The sequence below is a fragment of the Zoogloea sp. genome (genome assembly GCF_030157465.1).
Lineage (GTDB): Bacteria > Pseudomonadota > Gammaproteobacteria > Burkholderiales > Rhodocyclaceae > Zoogloea.
In genome coordinates, this window is record NZ_JAOAUU010000085.1 from 1 (window position 1) to 15,847 (window position 15,847).

At 64.0% G+C, this 15,847-nt stretch carries 15 protein-coding genes and 2 pseudogenes; 12 read left to right on the forward strand and 5 right to left on the reverse strand.

The window, feature by feature from the left end:
• A pseudogene (locus Q1W26_RS11100) lies at positions 1-258 on the reverse strand (DNA polymerase III subunit beta); the annotation flags it as partial.
• Between the two features lie 77 nt (positions 259-335).
• The gene (gene dnaA, locus Q1W26_RS11105) at positions 336-1,799 is read right to left on the reverse strand and encodes a chromosomal replication initiator protein DnaA (protein WP_300439833.1); all 1,464 of its coding nucleotides are present in this window, start codon (positions 1,797-1,799) and stop codon (positions 336-338) included.
• A gap of 262 nt (positions 1,800-2,061) precedes the next feature.
• Between dnaA and rpmH the strand changes: the two genes are divergently transcribed.
• The 5 genes from rpmH (at position 2,062) to mnmE (ending at position 5,879) form a co-directional block, all read left to right on the forward strand.
• Positions 2,062-2,196, forward strand: coding sequence for a 50S ribosomal protein L34 (gene rpmH / locus Q1W26_RS11110; protein WP_148579153.1), 135 nt, complete (start codon positions 2,062-2,064; stop codon positions 2,194-2,196).
• Between the two features lie 82 nt (positions 2,197-2,278).
• Positions 2,279-2,653 carry a ribonuclease P protein component gene (gene rnpA / locus Q1W26_RS11115; RefSeq protein ID WP_300439836.1) on the forward strand — a complete coding sequence of 125 codons (375 nt, stop codon included), beginning with the start codon at positions 2,279-2,281 and terminating at the stop codon, positions 2,651-2,653.
• Positions 2,650-2,859, forward strand: a complete 210-nt coding sequence (gene yidD / locus Q1W26_RS11120; protein WP_300439839.1) for a membrane protein insertion efficiency factor YidD — start codon at positions 2,650-2,652, stop codon at positions 2,857-2,859. Before rnpA ends, yidD begins: the two co-directional genes overlap by 4 nt.
• A 49-nt stretch (positions 2,860-2,908) precedes the next feature.
• The gene (yidC, locus tag Q1W26_RS11125) at positions 2,909-4,552 is read left to right on the forward strand and encodes a membrane protein insertase YidC (protein WP_300439842.1); all 1,644 of its coding nucleotides are present in this window, start codon (positions 2,909-2,911) and stop codon (positions 4,550-4,552) included.
• The gene (gene mnmE, locus Q1W26_RS11130; protein ID WP_300439845.1) at positions 4,530-5,879 is read left to right on the forward strand and encodes a tRNA uridine-5-carboxymethylaminomethyl(34) synthesis GTPase MnmE; all 1,350 of its coding nucleotides are present in this window, start codon (positions 4,530-4,532) and stop codon (positions 5,877-5,879) included. The genes yidC and mnmE overlap by 23 nt, the downstream gene beginning before the upstream one ends.
• Before the next feature lie 69 nt (positions 5,880-5,948).
• On the opposite strand, the pseudogene Q1W26_RS11135 reads toward mnmE, so the two are convergent.
• Positions 5,949-6,116 (reverse strand): annotated as a pseudogene (locus Q1W26_RS11135) (IS4 family transposase); the annotation flags it as partial.
• 31 nt (positions 6,117-6,147) lie between these two features.
• On the opposite strand from Q1W26_RS11135, the gene Q1W26_RS11140 reads away from it, so the two are divergent.
• The 7 genes from Q1W26_RS11140 (at position 6,148) to Q1W26_RS11170 (ending at position 12,593) form a co-directional block, all read left to right on the forward strand.
• Entirely contained in the window at positions 6,148-6,327 is a 180-nt protein-coding gene (locus tag Q1W26_RS11140) for a hypothetical protein (protein ID WP_300439848.1), read from the forward strand.
• A 141-nt stretch (positions 6,328-6,468) separates the two neighbouring features.
• On the forward strand, positions 6,469-6,618 hold the full coding sequence (locus Q1W26_RS11145; RefSeq protein ID WP_300439851.1) for a hypothetical protein: 150 nt from the start codon (positions 6,469-6,471) through the stop codon (positions 6,616-6,618).
• Between the two features lie 97 nt (positions 6,619-6,715).
• On the forward strand, positions 6,716-7,348 hold the full coding sequence (locus Q1W26_RS11150; protein ID WP_300439853.1) for a trimeric intracellular cation channel family protein: 633 nt from the start codon (positions 6,716-6,718) through the stop codon (positions 7,346-7,348).
• Positions 7,349-7,632: 284 nt separating this feature from the next.
• Positions 7,633-9,120 (forward strand): ATP-binding protein, encoded by a 1,488-nt coding sequence (locus Q1W26_RS11155; RefSeq protein WP_300439855.1) that lies wholly within the window; start codon positions 7,633-7,635, stop codon positions 9,118-9,120.
• Positions 9,117-9,749: a B12-binding domain-containing protein gene (locus Q1W26_RS11160; protein WP_300439857.1), complete on the forward strand. Its 633-nt coding sequence runs from the start codon at positions 9,117-9,119 to the stop codon at positions 9,747-9,749. Before Q1W26_RS11155 ends, Q1W26_RS11160 begins: the two co-directional genes overlap by 4 nt.
• 5 nt (positions 9,750-9,754) lie before the next feature.
• Positions 9,755-10,807 carry a uroporphyrinogen decarboxylase family protein gene (locus tag Q1W26_RS11165; protein WP_300439860.1) on the forward strand — a complete coding sequence of 351 codons (1,053 nt, stop codon included), beginning with the start codon at positions 9,755-9,757 and terminating at the stop codon, positions 10,805-10,807.
• A 10-nt stretch (positions 10,808-10,817) separates the two neighbouring features.
• A complete protein-coding gene (locus Q1W26_RS11170; protein WP_300439862.1) occupies positions 10,818-12,593 on the forward strand; it encodes an ATP-binding protein in 1,776 nt (591 codons plus the stop codon).
• 6 nt (positions 12,594-12,599) lie between these two features.
• Here the strand turns inward: Q1W26_RS11170 and Q1W26_RS11175 are convergent, their stop codons facing one another.
• Positions 12,600-14,687: an ATP-binding protein gene (locus Q1W26_RS11175; RefSeq protein ID WP_300439864.1), complete on the reverse strand. Its 2,088-nt coding sequence runs from the start codon at positions 14,685-14,687 to the stop codon at positions 12,600-12,602.
• Between the two features lie 19 nt (positions 14,688-14,706).
• Positions 14,707-15,552: a phosphate/phosphite/phosphonate ABC transporter substrate-binding protein gene (locus Q1W26_RS11180; protein WP_300439866.1), complete on the reverse strand. Its 846-nt coding sequence runs from the start codon at positions 15,550-15,552 to the stop codon at positions 14,707-14,709.
• Between the last annotated feature and the right edge of the window lie 295 nt (positions 15,553-15,847).

The window sequence follows — 15,847 nt, forward strand, 5'->3', positions numbered from 1 at the left end:
GTCGGGCAGGGCGCGCAGGATGTCCTGCAGCTTGCGGGCGCCGACGGTGATGGCCACGTCTTCCGACCCCAGGGAGGCGGCGGTGGTGCTGTTGCGGATCTGGATCTCGATGTCGGTGGCGAGAAGGGTCAGGGCGTCACCCTTCTTCTCGATCAGCACATTGGAGAGGATCGGCAGGGTGTGGCGTTTCTCGACAATGCCGGACACCGATTGCAGCGGGGCGAGCAGGGCATCGCGGGGCGCAGTGAAGAGCAGCATGAACTCAGGTCTCCGTATCTTTTTTCAGGGTGCGGGGCGCCATGGCGCCAGACCGCAAATCATAACTATCAGAAGCTTCAGCCACGCAACACCTGGGTGAGCACATGGAGGTCGTGGTTGAGCTGGGTGTCGCCAAGGCGCAGCTCGGCGATCGTGCGGCAGGCATGCAGCACGGTGGTGTGGTCGCGACCGCCGAAGGCTTCGCCGATGGCCGGCAGACTCATGGGGGTCAGGTCCTTGGCGAGGAACATGGCCACCTGGCGCGGCCGGGCGATGACCCGGGTGCGCTTCTTGGAGTGCATGTCGGCGATCTTGATCTTGTAGTAATCCGCGACCGTCTTCTGGATGAACTCGGCGGTGAGCTGGCGGTTGTGGGCGTTGAGGAGATCCTTGAGGGCCTCCTTGGCCACTTCCAGCGTCACTTCCTTGCCGTGGAAGCGGGCAAAGGCGAGCACTTTCTTGAGCGCACCTTCGAGCTCGCGCACGTTGGAGCGCAGGTTCTTGGCAATCAGGAAAGCCACGTCCTCGTTCAGCGCGATGCGCTCGACTTCGGCCTTCTTCTTGAGAATGGCGACGCGCATCTCCAGCTCGGGCGGCTCGATCTGCACCGTCAAACCCCAGTCGAAACGGGAGATGAGGCGGTCTTCGAGGCCCTGGACATCCTTGGGATAGGTGTCGCTGGTGATGATGATCTGCTTCTTGGCCTCGGTGAGGGCGTTGAAGGCGTGGAAGAATTCTTCCTGGGTCCGGTTCTTGTTATTGAAGAACTGGATGTCGTCGATGATCAGCACGTCGAGCGAGCGGTAGTAGCGCTTGAAGACGTCGAAGGACTTTTGCTGGTAGGCGCGCACCACGTCGGCGTAGTAGTCCTCGGCGTGCACGTAGCGGATGACCTTTTTGGGGTCGTGCTTGAAGACGTAGTTGCCGAGGGCGTGGATCAGGTGGGTCTTGCCCAGGCCGACGCCGCCATAGATGAAGAGCGGGTTGTACGAGACGCCCGGGTTCTGGGCCACCTGCAGCGCGGCGGCGCGGGCCAGGTCGTTGGCGCGGCCGGTGACCAGGGTGTCGAAGGTGAAATCGGGGTTGAGGCGCGACTTGTCGTAGCTGGCGGATTCGGCCGTTGCCGGGGTCTCGGGCGCCGGATGGCGCGGAGCCGGCGGGGCGGCATGAGCCGCGGCGCTCGTGGTGGCGCCGACCGGAGCCGCAGGCGTGGCGACCGCTGCGGGCTGCACGGAAGGCGGCGGGCTCGGGCGACGCAGGCCGCCAGCCGGCGCAAGGCTGACTTCGATGGTCGGAAGGCCGCCGAAGTAGTCCTCGCCGAGTTCTTCGATGCGCCGCAGGTAGCGGTCGCGCAGCCACTGGCGATGGAAATTGGACGGTGCCACCAGGCGCAGGCCGGCCTGATCCTCGCCTTGCAGTTCTTCAACGCGCAGGGGGAGGATCCAGGTTTTGAACTGCTGGGCCGGCAATTCCTGTTCCAGGCAGCTCAGGCAGTGCGTCCAGAATGCGGCGCATTGGGGCGAGGATGAGGCTTCGGGCACGATTCAGGGGCGGGTCTTTGTTTACAGCAGGATGGGCGCCGGTTCTCGTTCTTGGCTGAGCCCCGGGTGGGCCGGAAGTGCGCTCAGCGTCGTCCGGCCAAACGCGCATTGTACCCTTCCGGAGTGGACTTATCCACAGCTTGCAGCGACGGAAAACGGGTGGGCTGCGCGGCATCCAGTGGCAAATCCTCGAAACCTACTTGACAAACAGGGGCTTAAGGTATCAAATTGGGCGTTTGACTCAACTTTTCGGGCACGTAAAATGAAACGTACTTACCAACCGTCCGTCGTCCGTCGCAAGCGCACCCACGGCTTCCTGGTCCGCATGGGCACCCGTGGCGGTCGCAAGGTCATCGCCGCTCGTCGCGCCAAGGGCCGTCATCGTCTCGCCGTCTAAGGCCAGCGAGGCCGCTTCCGAAGCTTGCGATCCCGCGGCCGAGGAAGTTGCGAACACGACAGGATTCGGCTTCGGCTCGTCCTTGCGACTGCACAAAACGGATGAGTTTTCATCCGTTTTTGCTTTTCGGAGGGTGCTGCGCGGTCGTCACTTCGCGTTGCACTACAGTCCGAACAGTGCCGGAACGCCGCGTCTCGGACTCGTCGTTGCCAAGAAGCTTGCCAAGCGCGCGGTTCAGCGCAACCTGGTCAAGCGTCTCGGTCGCGACGTGTTTCGTCACGCCCAGGCAAGCTTGCCGTCCTACGATCTGGTGTTACGATTGTCGGCCAAGCTCGATGACGTGACCAAGCGCGGGATGCGCGAAGAAATGATCGACCTTCTCGGACGCCTCAACGCCAAAGTCAACGCCACGCACCGCAAGCCCGTGCAAGGCGATTCTTCGGTGAGCGTGCCGTGAAAGCCGTACTGCTGGCGTTGCTGCGCTTCTATCGCTACGCCATCAGCCCCATGCTCGGACGCAACTGCCGTTTCGTTCCGTCATGTTCCGAATACGCCGTGGAGGCCGTGCAACGTCACGGTGCCATGAAGGGCGGGTGGCTGGCGACACGTCGTGTCTGCCGCTGCCATCCCTTCAGCGGTGGCGGTTACGATCCGGTACCTTGATCATCCGCTCCCCGGCTTCCGCCTCAACCCCTTCCTGACACTGACTCCGATGGATAACCGTCGCCTGATCCTCCTGCTTGTTTTCTCGTTCTCACTGGTCATGCTGTGGGACGGCTGGCAGAAGCAACACCAGCCCAAGGTGGAAGCATCCGCTGCTGCCAATTCCACCGCCGGTGTGCCTACGCCGACCCCGTCCGCAGGTGGTTCTGCCGCTGTGCCGGGTCAGCCTGTCGCCACTGCGGCGCCGGCTGCGGTGCTTGCCCCGAAGGCAACGATCCGCACCGACCTGCTGGTGGCGGAAGTGTCGGCCCTGGGCGGCGACATCGTCCGGCTCGAGCTTACCCAGCACAAGTCCTCCGAAGATCCCGCGCGTCACTACGTGCTCTTCGACAACGGCGAGAAGCACGTCTACTCGGCTCAGACCGGCCTGATCGGTACCGGCCTGCCCAACCACAAGACGCTCTTCACCCTCAGCGCCGAGAACATCGCGCTGAAGGATGGCGAAGATGCGGTCACGCTGCGCCTCGACGCGCCGCCGACCGCCGATGGCGTCAAGGTTGCCAAGCTGATCACCTTCCACCGCGGCAGCTACGCGGCCGAGGTGGGCTACGAGATCACCAACGGCAGCGGCGCACCCCTCGCACCCCACGCCTACTTCCAGTTCACCCGTGACGGCAAGCCGGCCGAGCAGCCTGGCGGCTTTGGCGTGCAGACCTTCACCGGCCCGGCTTTCTATTCCGAAGCCGAGAAGTACCAGAAGGTTGCCTTCGAAGACATCGCCGCCAAGAAGGCCAAGTTTGTCACCAAGTCGGCCGACGGCTGGGCCTCCATGGTTCAGCACTACTTCGTCGCCGGTTGGGCGCCCGCCGAAGGCGAGCGCGAGTTCTTCGCCAACCAGGTCAGTTCCGATCTGTATTCTGCCGGTGTGATCGTTCCGGTGGCCGCCATTGCCCCGGGCCAGACCGGTAAGGTTTCGGTGCCCTTGTATGCCGGCCCGCAGGAGCAAAGCCGCCTTGAGAAATTCGCCAAGGGTTTCGACCTGGTGGTGGACTACGGCTGGCTGACCATCATCGCCGCACCGCTGTTCTGGGCGCTCGAATGGCTGCACGCGCTCACCGGCAACTGGGGCTGGGCCATCATCCTGGTCACCATTGGCCTGAAGGCGCTGTTCTTCCCGCTGTCCGCCGCCAGCTACAAGTCGATGGCCAAGATGAAGACCCTCGGCCCGCGTCTGCAGCGCATGAAAGAGCAGTACGGCGACGACAAGATGAAGATGCAGCAGGCCATGATGGACATGTACAAGCGCGAGAAGGTCAATCCCCTCGGCGGCTGTCTGCCCATCCTGATCCAGATTCCGGTCTTCATCGCCCTTTACTGGGTGCTGCTCGGCGTCGTTGAAATGCGCGGTGCGCCGTGGCTGGGCTGGATCCAGGATCTGTCGGTCAAGGATCCATATTACATCCTGCCGCTGATCATGGGCGCCACCAGCCTGATCCAGACCCGCCTCAACCCGGCGCCGCCTGATCCTATCCAGGCCAAGGTGATGATGATGATGCCCATCCTCTTCACCGTCATGTTCCTATGGTTCCCGGCCGGTCTGGTGCTGTACTGGGTGGTCAACAACACCCTGTCCATCGCCCAGCAATGGCAGATCAACCGGATGATCGCCGGTGGCGCCAAAGCCGCCGAGTGACATCATCGCCGCGATTGCCACCGCGCCCGGGCGCGGTGGCATCGGCGTGGTCCGGATTTCCGGACCGGATCTTTCCGCCCTCGCGACCCTCTTCGGCAATCGTGAGGCGGATGCCCGGGTTGCCAGGTTTGCCCGCTTCAAGGATGCCAACGGCGGCCTGATCGACGAAGGGCTCGTTCTCTACTTCCCGGCGCCCCACTCCTTCACTGGCGAAGACGTCATCGAATTGCAGGGCCACGGCGGCCCGGTGGTCATGCAGCTGCTGCTGGCCCGTTGCCTTGAGCTGGGCGCCCGCCTTGCCGAACCCGGTGAATTCACCCGCCGCGCCTTTCTCAACGGCAAGCTCGACCTGGCCCAGGCCGAAAGCGTCGCCGATCTCATCGAAGCCTCCACCGCCGCCGCTGCCCGTTCGGCCGTGCGCTCGCTCACCGGTGGTTTCTCGAAGGAAGTCCAGGGCCTCTGTGAGCGCCTGATCGATCTGCGCATGCTCGTCGAGGCGACCCTCGACTTTCCCGACGAAGACGTGGATTTCCTGATCGAGGCCCGCGCCTTCGAGCGCATCGAGATTGTCGCTGCCGAACTGCGTGCCATCCTCGATCGCGCTCGTCAGGGCAGCCTGCTGCGTAACGGTCTTCACGTGGTTCTGGTCGGCCAGCCCAACGTGGGCAAGTCCAGCCTGCTCAACCGCCTCGCCGGCATCGATCGCGCCATCGTCACCGACATCGCCGGCACCACCCGCGATGCGCTGCGCGAAACCATCCAGATCGAGGGCATCCCCCTTCACATCATCGACACTGCCGGTCTGCGCGAGACATCCGACGAAGTCGAGAAAATCGGCATTGCCCGCACCTGGCAGGAGATCGAACGCGCCGACGTGGTCGTGCGCCTCGTGGATGTGCGAGCCGGCCTGACCGACACCGATGCCGACATCGACGCCCGCCTGCCCGCCGGCGTCGAGCGCATCACCGTCTTCAACAAGGTGGACCTGCTCGAGCGCCAGCCCGAACGCATGGAAGGCGACCGGGGCGTCAGCCTCTACCTCTCGGCCAAGGCCGACCAGGGCGTCGACCTGCTGCGCGTCGAGCTCTTGCGGGTTGCCGGCTGGCACCGCCACGGCGAGGACGTCATCCTTGCCCGCGAGCGCCATCTTGTTGCGCTGCGCGAAGCCCTGGCGCGCGTCGATGCCGCCCTCGAAAACCGGCATGCCCTCGAGCTTATCGCCGAAGAGCTCCGCCTCGCCCAGGATGCCGTCAATGAGATCACCGGCGAATTCACGCCGGATGATCTGCTCGGGGTGATCTTTTCGCGATTCTGCATCGGCAAATAATTTCAGTTCCGGCACAGTCCGGAGCCTTCCGCCAAACCCCTCGAAGCCCGCGTACATGCGCAATGCTGTTCACTTGGGCAGAGCGGTCTTGCGGTTGATTGGCAGCCGGGTCTTTGAAATCCTGAGCGTCCTGGGCCTTGATGGCCTGGGACGTTTTTCGATGAACCAACAGCCAATGCAGCCCCGCAGTTCGGCCAGTCACCCAGGTAAGTGAGCCGGAGACAACGCACCGGCCACTTCAATAGCCGGCCCGGCGCGAAAGAACGCCATGCCCACCACCAGCCACAGCACCATGTCCGGCCTTATCTACGCCGCCAAACACGCCAGCTTCGTCATGGGCGTCATCGCCTTCTGGTTGTTTGCGCAAACCACGTTGAACGTGGCGCCCGACATGCAGAAGTATCTCGGACTCGATGCCAGCATGAGGCGTTGTTGCATAACCCTCTGACCAGCGTCGGCGCCTTCCTCCCCGGCGACGCTGGCAATGTCACTCCGCAGACGGCGATCCTGCGCCTGAGCGTGCGCACAAGCAGGCCGGAAACCCGCAAACTGGTGCTCGACAAGATCCGCGGCATTCGGCGTCAGCTTCGTGATCCGCGACGGCTCGCGGGGCACCTACTGCTTCATCGGCACCGGCGATACGCCGATGGTGCATCATCCGATGTACGATTTTGACGACCGCAAGCTCCCGATCGGCGCCGCTTACCGGGTTGCACTGACTGAGCATTACCTGGCCTGAAGGGGCCGGCAGACATCCCGCCGCGCAGCCAACCAGACGATTTCAGGCCGTAATCGGCCTGAAATGGTTTTATCCACTCCTCGCGACCCACCCAGGCATGCACCTCACCACACTGCTCACCGTCATTGAAATCGCCGCCACCATCGCCTTCGCGATGTCAGGCCTGGTCGAAGCAACCCGCAGAAAAATGGACATCGTCGGCGTATTTTCGGTGACCTTCGTCAGCGCCTTTGCCGGCGGCACCCTGCGCGACGTCCTGCTCGACCGGCGTCCCCTGTTCTGGGTCGAACACACCGAATACATCTGGCTGGTCGCCGCCCTGGTGCTGTCCGCGCCGCTTCTGCTGCGCAGCCGCGAACACCACCTGACGGACAAGGTCATGGAAGTGGTGGATGCCCTCGGGCTGGGCCTGTTCACCATCTCCGGCGCCTCGCTGGCCCTGGTCGCAGGCATGCCGCTGACCGTCGCGCTGCTGCTGGGCTCGATCACGGCGGTTTTTGGAGGCGTCACCCGCGACGTGCTGTGCAACGAAATTCCCAAGGTCTATCACGACCACCGCCCATACACCTTATGCACACTGATCGGCGGCGCGCTCTTCATCGCGCTCGACCAGCTCGGGGTGTCGCCGCACCTCTCCACCCTCATCGGCATCTGCAGCATTTCCGGCCTGCGCTTGCTTGCCCTGGCCTGCAAATGGCGGATTCCCGCCTGGCCGCGGGACACCCCGTAGCGGGCTCTATCCGCCCAGCTCTTGGCGACGGCCGAGCTCACCGGGCGATGGCTTCGAAATCAATATCGAAAGGCAGGCTAAAAAGACGAAAAAATCCATCGCGCCCTTCAAAAGCAGGCACAAAAAGTCGTAATAGAAAAAACTCCTCACGGAGATTTTTCCTTTTGCGCAACGCCTTCGGCGGGCGTTTGGCGGTTCGGGCCTGAAAAGCCTGCAACGGCCACCGAGCCGCGGTGACTGTCGTTTCGCATCAGGCATGCTTGGTTGCACACCGAGGCGATGCAATGAGTACCGAAGACGAATTTACCGCGCTGTTCGCGCCTGAGCCCGACGCCCTCCCGGTCACGGATATTCGCGGTGAGCGGTTCTGGAAAGTGATGCTGGTCGATGACGCCGAAGACATCCACGCGGTGCTGCGGCTAACACTCGAGGCCATGGTGGTGGAAGGGCTGCCGCTGCGCCTGATCGACGCCTATTCGGCCGCAGAAGCAGAGGACATGCTCGCCTCGCACCCCGACACCGCGCTGATCCTGCTCGATGTGGTGATGGAAACCAACGATGCCGGCCTGACGCTGGTACGCCATGTGCGCCAGCAACTCGACAACCGGATGATCCGGATCGTGCTGCTTACCGGCCAGCCGGGTTACAGGCTGCAGCGCGAAGTGATCACCCATTACGAAATAGACGACTACCGCCTCAAGTCCGACCTGAGTGCCGACAAGCTGTTCACCTGCGTCTATGCCGAGCTGCGAACCTACCAGGCATTACAAAATCTCGAGAAAAAACGTCCGATCGAAAAGCTCGCCAGCGATCTGCAGCAGGCCAACCGCCAATTGCAGGTCGAGATCACCGAGCGCCAGCACGCGCAAGAGGTAGCCAACCTCCGGGTGCAGGATCTGATCGTGCTGAACAAGAAGCTGGAGGACACCCAGAACCAGCTCCTGCAATCGGAAAAACTCGCCTCGATCGGCCTGCTGGCCTCGGGCGTGGCCCATGAAATCAACAACCCGGTCGGCTTCGTCAATTCCAATCTCGGCACGCTCAAGCGCCATGCCGAAGAACTGCTGACCATCATCCGCGCCTACGAAGCCGCCGAGGCGGACGGCGTGAACGATGCGCCGGGCCGCTTCGCGGTGGTTCGGGCCCTCAAGGAATCCCTCGAGCTGGACTATCTGAAGGAAGACGTGGTTTCGCTGCTGACCGAATCCCAGGAGGGGCTAGCCCGGGTCCGGAAGATCATCCAGTCGCTGAAGGATTTCTCGCGCATCGAAACAACCGAAACCTGGCGCTGCGACGATATCCGGCAGGGGCTGGAAAGCACGCTCAGCGTGGTCTGGAACGAACTGAAATACAAATGCGAAGTGCGCAAGGACTACGCCGAGCTGCCGCCGGTGGAATGCGTGCTGTCGCATCTCAACCAGGTGTTCATGAACCTGCTGGTCAATGCCGCCCACGCCATCAAGGAGCGCGGCGTGCTGAGCATACGCACCGGCTGCCGGGGCGACGAAGTATGGGTGGAGATCGCCGATACCGGCGAGGGCATCTCCCCCGAGAACCTGCCCCACCTTTTCGAACCTTTCTTCACCACCAAGCCGGTCGGGCAAGGCACCGGGCTGGGGCTGTCCCTGTCTTACGGCATTGTTGAAAAACACCATGGCCGCATCGAGGTGGACAGCACCCTTGGCCAGGGCAGCACATTCCGTGTCTGGCTGCCGGTTCGCCAGCCGGAAACCGCGGCATCAACCGGAACGCCACAAGGGGAATCGTCATGAACGGATGGATTGCCGCTTTCCGGGAAGCACTGGAAACACTGGATCGCATCGGGGCAGAAAGCATCGTCAATCAGGCCCGCTCTGAGATGACCCCGATTCAGGTGGTCGACCAGGTGGTGGTGCCGGCGCTTGAACAGATCGGACAGGCCTGGGAAACCGGCGACGTGGCGCTGTCACAGGTTTATATGAGCGGGCGCATCTGCGAAGAGCTGGTCGAACAGGTGCTGCCGCCCAGCGACCCGGACCGCAAGCACCAGCCGCGCTCGGCCATTGTGGTGCTGTGCGATTACCACATGCTGGGCAAGCGCATCGTCTATTCACAGATGCGCGCCAGCGGCTTCGAACTGTTCGACTACGGACGCATGGACGTCGATGAACTGGTCGAACGGGCCTTGGCCGACCAGATCCGGGTGCTGCTGATTTCGGTGCTGATGCTGCCTTCGGCCCTCAAGGTGAAGCAGGTGTGCGCGCGCCTAAAGGCGGCCGGCGCACCGATCCGGATTGCCGTCGGCGGCGCGCCTTTTCTCTTTGACGACAGGCTGTGGCAGGAAGTGGGCGCCGACGCCATGGGCCACAACGCCGCCGAGGCCGTAAGCCTCGTCGAAGGCTGGATGCGGGAGATGGCATGATGGCCATGAACTCCATGCAACGCACCCTGACCACGCTCGGGCAGCAGGAACCCGATCGTGTTCCGCTGTTCCTGCTCACCACCGGGCACGGTGCGAAGGAAGTCGGCCTGTCGATCGAGGCGTACTTTTCGCGGGCCGAAAACGTCATCGAAGGCCAGCTGCGCCTCCTGAAAAAATACCGCGCCGACTGCCTTTACGGCTTCTATTACGCGTCCATCGAAGTGGAAGCCTGGGGCGGCAACACGCTGTTCGGCACCGACGGGCCGCCTCAGTGCGGCGCGCCCATCATCAACGACACGCAAATCGACACGCTCGAAGCGCCCGCCATCGACGGCGCACCCGGCCTGCGGCGCGTGCTCGACACCCTCCGCGGCCTCAAGCAGCGCGTGGGCGACAGCGTGCCGATCATCGGCGTCGCCATTTCGCCCTTCTCGCTGCCCGTGATGCAGATGGGCTTCGACCGGTACATCGAGCTGATTTACGAGCAACCCGGGCGATTCGAGCGCCTGATGCAGGCCAATATCGAATTCTGCGTCAATTGGTCCAACGCCCAGCTGGCCGCGGGTGCAACGGCGATCTGCTATTTCGACCCGGTCTCGTCCACCACCACCATTCCGCGCGCGCTGTATCTCGAAACCGGCCACGCCGTTGCCAGGCGCTGCCTTCCGCGCATCAAGGGTGCCACCGCCACGCATCTGGCCTCGGGCCGCGGCCTGCCCATCATCGGCGACATTGCCGATACCGGCACGGCCATCGTCGGGGTCAGCGCCCTGGAAGATCTGGCCCAGCTCAAAGCCGCGGCCAACAAGCGCGTCAGCCTGCTGGGCAATCTCAACGGCATCGAAATGCGCCGCTGGACGCCAGCCCAGGCCGAGGCCGAGGTCAAGCGCGCCATTGCCAAAGCCGGGCGCGGCGGCGGCTTTCTGCTCGGCGACAACCACGGCGAAATTCCGCAACTGGTGCCCGACGAAGTGCTGCTGGCCATTCGCGATGCCGTCGATCGCTGGGGCCGCTACCCCCTCGACTGGATTGCCGACTGGCAGGACGAGGGCGCCTGAGCGCCGCCCCATGACGGCAAGCACGCTGTGCATCCTGGGCTGCCACAATTTTCAGCCGGAAGTGGCCGCCGCCATTGCCGCGGAAGGCTGGAGCGATGTGGTGTCGGCGGAATTTCCGGCCCGCTGCGGCCGGCCGCCTGTCACCTGGGACGAATTGCGGGCGCTGCTGCCAGCCGCTTGCAGCCAGGTCGTGCTGCTTGGCCGGGCCTGCCTGAACAGACTCGGCATGCCGCCCGTGGATTTTCCGCCGGTGCGCATCGAACCCCAGGACCAATGCTTTCACATGGTGGCCGGCCGGCAGATGGTCGACGAGGCCATTTCGGCGGGCGGCTATCTGATCACGCCGGCGTGGCTGGCCGACTGGCGCGGGCAGCTCAGGACAATGGGCTTCGAGCCCGCCCAGGCGAGCGGCTTTTTTCAGGATTTCGCCAGCGAACTGGTGCTCTTCGACACCGGCCTCGATCCGCACACGCCGGCCCGCCTCGCCGAATTGCAGGCGGTGGTGAATCTGCCGGCGCGGCGGATTGCGGTGGGCCTCGACTACATCCGCCTGGTCCTCGGCCGGCTGGTGCTCGACTGGCGGCTGGAGCAGGTGCGGCGCAGCGCCCGCGAGCAAAATCGCCGCCACGTGGCCGAACTGGCCGACTACGTCGCCGCGATGGATCTGCTCACCCGGCTGGCCAAGACGCAAACCGAACCCGACACCATCAACACCATCGAAGAGCTGTTCCGGATGCTCTTCGCGCCGGCCGCACTGCATTACCTGCGCCTTGAAAACGATGCCGAAATTCCGGCCAGCCCCATCCCCGACGCCATCCTCGGCGCCTTGCGCACGCTGCCTGGCGAATACGCCTGGACGCCGGACGGGCAGGGTTTTGTGCTGCGCATCAGCCACGGCGACGAAAAATTGGGCCTGATCGCGGTGGAGCAGCTGGCTTTTCCGGAATACCGCCAGCGCTACCTCAACATGGCGCTCACCGTAACCGGCATCTGCGGACTGGCCATCGCCAACGCCCGCAACCGGCGCCGGCTGCTCGAAGCCGAAAAAATGGCCTCGCTCAGCATTCTGGTGGCCGGAGTGGCCCACGAGATCAACACGCCGCTGGGCGTAGGCCTGGCGGCGGCCAGCACGCTGCAGGAGCAATCCGCCAGGCTCGCCGACAATTTTGCGGCGCGCCGCATGACCCAGTCCGAACTCACCCACCACCTTGCCGTGGAAGCCACCAGCACTGCGCTGATTCACCAGAACCTGGAGCGCATCGGCCAGCTGCTGACCGCCTTCCGGCAGGTCGCGGTGGAGGGCAAGGTCCTCGACACCCACGCCTTCCGGCTGCGGGCAACGCTTGAAGACGTGATCCGCAGCCTGGGCGAGCACCTGCCGGCCCAGCACGTGGCCGTGCATATCGACTGCGCTCCGGAGCTGGAAATCGACTGCGTGCCCGGCGACTGGGCGAGCATCTTCATCAACCTGATCGGCAACTCGCTCAAGCACGGTTTTAAAGGCCAGGAGCACGGGCGCATCGACATCCGGATTGCCCGCAACGACAAGAACCGCCTGTGCGTCGATTACCGCGACAACGGAACAGGCATCCGGCCGGAAGTGCTGGCGCGCATCTTCGATCCGTTTTTTACCACCGATCTTCAACAGGGCATGGGCCTCGGCATGCACCTGGTCTATAACCTCGTCACCCATCGCATGGGCGGGACGATCCGCTGCGAGAGCGCACCCGGCGCAGGGGTGCATTTCCATATCGAGGTGCCGCCCGGCAAGGCCGCGCCCGACTGACCCGGCTCAGCCCTTCGCCGCCGCGCCTGGCCGCCCGGTGGTCCAGGTTTCCAGCTGGTGAAACAGGTCGTTGGCGTTGATCGGCTTGGTGATGTAGTCGTCCATGCCGGCCTCGATGCAGCGCTCGCGGTCGCCCTGCATGGCGTTGGCGGTCATGGCGATGATGGGGATCCGGGCCAGCCCGCCGGCGGCTTCGTTTGCGCGGATGCGGCGGGTGGCTTCGAGGCCGTCCATGACCGGCATCTGCATGTCCATCAGCACCGCATCAAAGCGGCCCTGCTCGAGCGCGGCGAGGGCGATCTGCCCGTTTTCGGCGACGCTGACCTCATAGCCGCGCTTTTCCAGCAGCCTGCTTGCCAGCCTCTGGTTGACCCGGTTGTCTTCCACCAACAGCACCCGCAGCCCCGTGGCGGCCGCCGGGGAGAGGACTTGCGGCGCAAGCGCGAGCGCCACCGCCTGCAACACCTCGACCGGCCGGCACGGCAGGGTGAAGGAGAAGGTCGAGCCGCGTCCGGGCTCGCTGTCCAGCTGAAGCTCCCCGCCCATCAGCTCGACGAGACGCCGGGAAATCGACAGCCCGAGCCCCGTGCCGCCAAATCTGCGGGTGGTCGAGGTGTCCTCCTGGGAGAAGGCGTCGAAAATGTGCTGCCGGGCCTGCGGGGCGATACCGATGCCCGTATCCCGGACGGCAAAGCGCAGCCAGCCGTGTTCGGAGCCTGCGCCGGCTTCGCGCCGCACGGTGAGTTCCACCTCGCCGCGCTCGGTGAATTTGATGGCATTGCTGAGCAGGTTGAGCAGCACCTGCCGCACGCGAACGGGGTCGCCGAGCACAGTCGAGGGCACGCCGGGCTCGATCACGGATCTGACCACGAGGCCCTTTTCCTCGCCCTTCACGGTGATCGGCCGCAGGGTTTCCTGCACCAGGCCCGGCAGGTCGAAGGCAATGCTTTCAATGGCGAGCTTGCCGGCTTCGATCTTCGAAAAATCGAGGATGTCGTTGATGATGGTCAGCAGCGCGTTGGCCGACGCACTCACCACGTCGAGGTAATCCCGCTGCTCGTCGGTCAGTTGCGTGCCCAGGGTCAGCTCGGTCATGCCGATGATTCCGTTCATCGGCGTGCGGATTTCGTGGCTCATGTTGGCCAGAAAATCGCTCTTGGCCCGGTTCGCCGCCTCGGCCGCATCGCGGGCCTGCTCGAGTTCGATGCGGCCCGCCTCGCGCTCGGCCACCAGGCGGCTGATCGCCGCCGTCACCGCCTCGATGTCGTCGTCGGTGGGCGTGTCCTGGCTGGCCGGCAATGCCTGCAAACCGGCCAGCACCTCGCGCAGGGATACCAGCGCCTTTTCGCGCATCGCCAGTTCGTGGGCGAGGCGGGTGGCGGTCTGGTTGAGCACGTCGAACATCGGGCGGAATTCAAGCGGCAGGTCGGCGAGCAGCCCGGCATCGCCGGGGCGCTGGCCACTGGCAATGCTCTCGTCGAAATGACGCACCCGGTCGAGGGTGCCAAGCCAGCGTTTGAGCGGAAACCAGATCAGCGCCAGCCCGCCCGAAAAGGCCAGCAGGGTCAGCAGCAGGGCATTGCGGAACAGCGCCCACAGGCTGCCGGCGATCACATCCACGTCAAAGTTGAGACGCAGCACGCCGTAGTCGCGGCCACCGGCCTGGATCACCCGGTTGATCTCGTAAAGGTGTTCGGCAATCCGCCCGCGCAGCCAGTCCGGCGCCAGGGCTTCGGGCGGGGTGCGGCTTTCGCTGTAAAGCCGGCCGCCAGAAATATCGATAAAGGTTGCCGACGCGAACTGCGAACGCAGAATGGCTTTATCGAGGGTGCGCTTGATGGTGTCGTAGTCGCCGATGACCGCGCTGTCGGTAAGCGTCTGGGCCACCACCTCGATCAGCATCGTGGCCGATTGCTGGGCCGTTTCGAGTTGCTGGGCAAACTGATACTGGTAGAACAGGATCAGGCCGCCGCCAAAGAAGAACAGCAGCGTGACCGAGTAGAGCGCATAAATGCGCACCACCAGCGACTTCGGCAAGCAGCGGGTGAGTGTTCCCGCAAGACGGTGTCGGCCCGGTTCAGGCGGTGGTGTCATTCAGTTCAGCGGGCGCGCCCTAGCGCAAGCCGGCCGGCGCGCTCTGGTAGAACTTGCGATAGGCGGCGTAATCGGCGCCGCTGGCCGGAATGAAGTAGGCGTCGGCATCGAGCCCGACTTCCTGCGAGGCCTTGTGCAGCACCTCTTTGCCACGGGCATCCTTGTGCATGCCCAAAAAGGCGCTGGCCACGGCTTTGAGGTCTTTCTCGGGCACCCGGCCCGAGGCCATCAAGGCCAGGTCGTGGTAGGGCTCGGACGTCCACAGCACGCGGAACTTCTTGTTTTCCCGGTTGGCGTAACCTTCGATCAACATCGAATTGCTGCCGACGGCCTTGGCCTTGCCGGCGAACATCTGGGCGATGGCGGCATTCTGGTTGCCCCCGAAAACCGCCTTCACATCGATCCCCTTCGACTGCAGGTAGGCGCTCGGCACCTTGTAGCCGACGAAGGCCTCGGGGCCGGCAAAAGCCACTTCCTGGCCCTTGAGATCCTCGATGCGGGTGATGCCCGAATCAGCCGGCACGGCAAGCTGGCCGTGCAGCGCCGGCGCGTTGCGGCGGCCGAATACTTTCCACCCCAGCGCGTCGCGCTCGGGGCTGAAGAGGTGATTGCTGAACACGAACTCCACTTCCTGGGTCAATACGTAGCTCGTGGTATCGGCCGAGGTGCGCCCGATCTTTAGCTGGAGCTTCACGCCGCTTTTGTCGGAAACGTACTGGATGATGGGGTTCCAGTAAGCCGCGGTCTTGTTGATGTCCCACTGATTGACGGGCGAAAAGCGGTAGATCGGATCGTCGGCCAGGGCCGGCGAAGCAGAGAGGGCACAGAAGGCAGAGAGGGCGGTGGCGGCAAGGCGGCGAAGCATGTCGGGGCTCCTGATCGGATTTGTTAATTATTGTGCCTTTGACACGCTGCGCTGCCTATCGAAAAGGCTTGTTCGCGTTAAGTGTGGAAAGCGTTTTCCCCGCGACAGGTAAGGCTTTCCGAGTCTGGCAGGCCTGCCGGGGAGGGTAATGGCATGCCGGCGTGAACCGGGGAGGCCTTGCGGGACGGATTTCCCATGTTTAGCGTCACATTGGCCGGGTCTCGCCCCGGCGGGCGACCTCCTTTCTTGCTTCGCCAAGAAAGGAGGCAAAGAAGGCGACCCGGCTTCACCGGTC

Excerpts from the sequence above, each read along its gene's own strand:
- rpmH (WP_148579153.1), top strand. The coding sequence starts at position 2,062 with ATGAAACGTACTTACCAACCGTCCGTCGTCCGTCGCAAGCGCACCCAC.
- yidC (WP_300439842.1), top strand. The coding sequence starts at position 2,909 with ATGGATAACCGTCGCCTGATCCTCCTGCTTGTTTTCTCGTTCTCACTG.
- Q1W26_RS11140 (WP_300439848.1), top strand. The coding sequence starts at position 6,148 with ATGCCCACCACCAGCCACAGCACCATGTCCGGCCTTATCTACGCCGCC.
- Q1W26_RS11150 (WP_300439853.1), top strand. The coding sequence starts at position 6,716 with ATGCACCTCACCACACTGCTCACCGTCATTGAAATCGCCGCCACCATC.
- Q1W26_RS11155 (WP_300439855.1), top strand. The coding sequence starts at position 7,633 with ATGAGTACCGAAGACGAATTTACCGCGCTGTTCGCGCCTGAGCCCGAC.
- Q1W26_RS11160 (WP_300439857.1), top strand. The coding sequence starts at position 9,117 with ATGAACGGATGGATTGCCGCTTTCCGGGAAGCACTGGAAACACTGGAT.
- Q1W26_RS11165 (WP_300439860.1), top strand. The coding sequence starts at position 9,755 with ATGAACTCCATGCAACGCACCCTGACCACGCTCGGGCAGCAGGAACCC.
- Q1W26_RS11170 (WP_300439862.1), top strand. The coding sequence starts at position 10,818 with ATGACGGCAAGCACGCTGTGCATCCTGGGCTGCCACAATTTTCAGCCG.
- Q1W26_RS11175 (WP_300439864.1), bottom strand. The coding sequence starts at position 14,687 with ATGACACCACCGCCTGAACCGGGCCGACACCGTCTTGCGGGAACACTC.
- Q1W26_RS11180 (WP_300439866.1), bottom strand. The coding sequence starts at position 15,552 with ATGCTTCGCCGCCTTGCCGCCACCGCCCTCTCTGCCTTCTGTGCCCTC.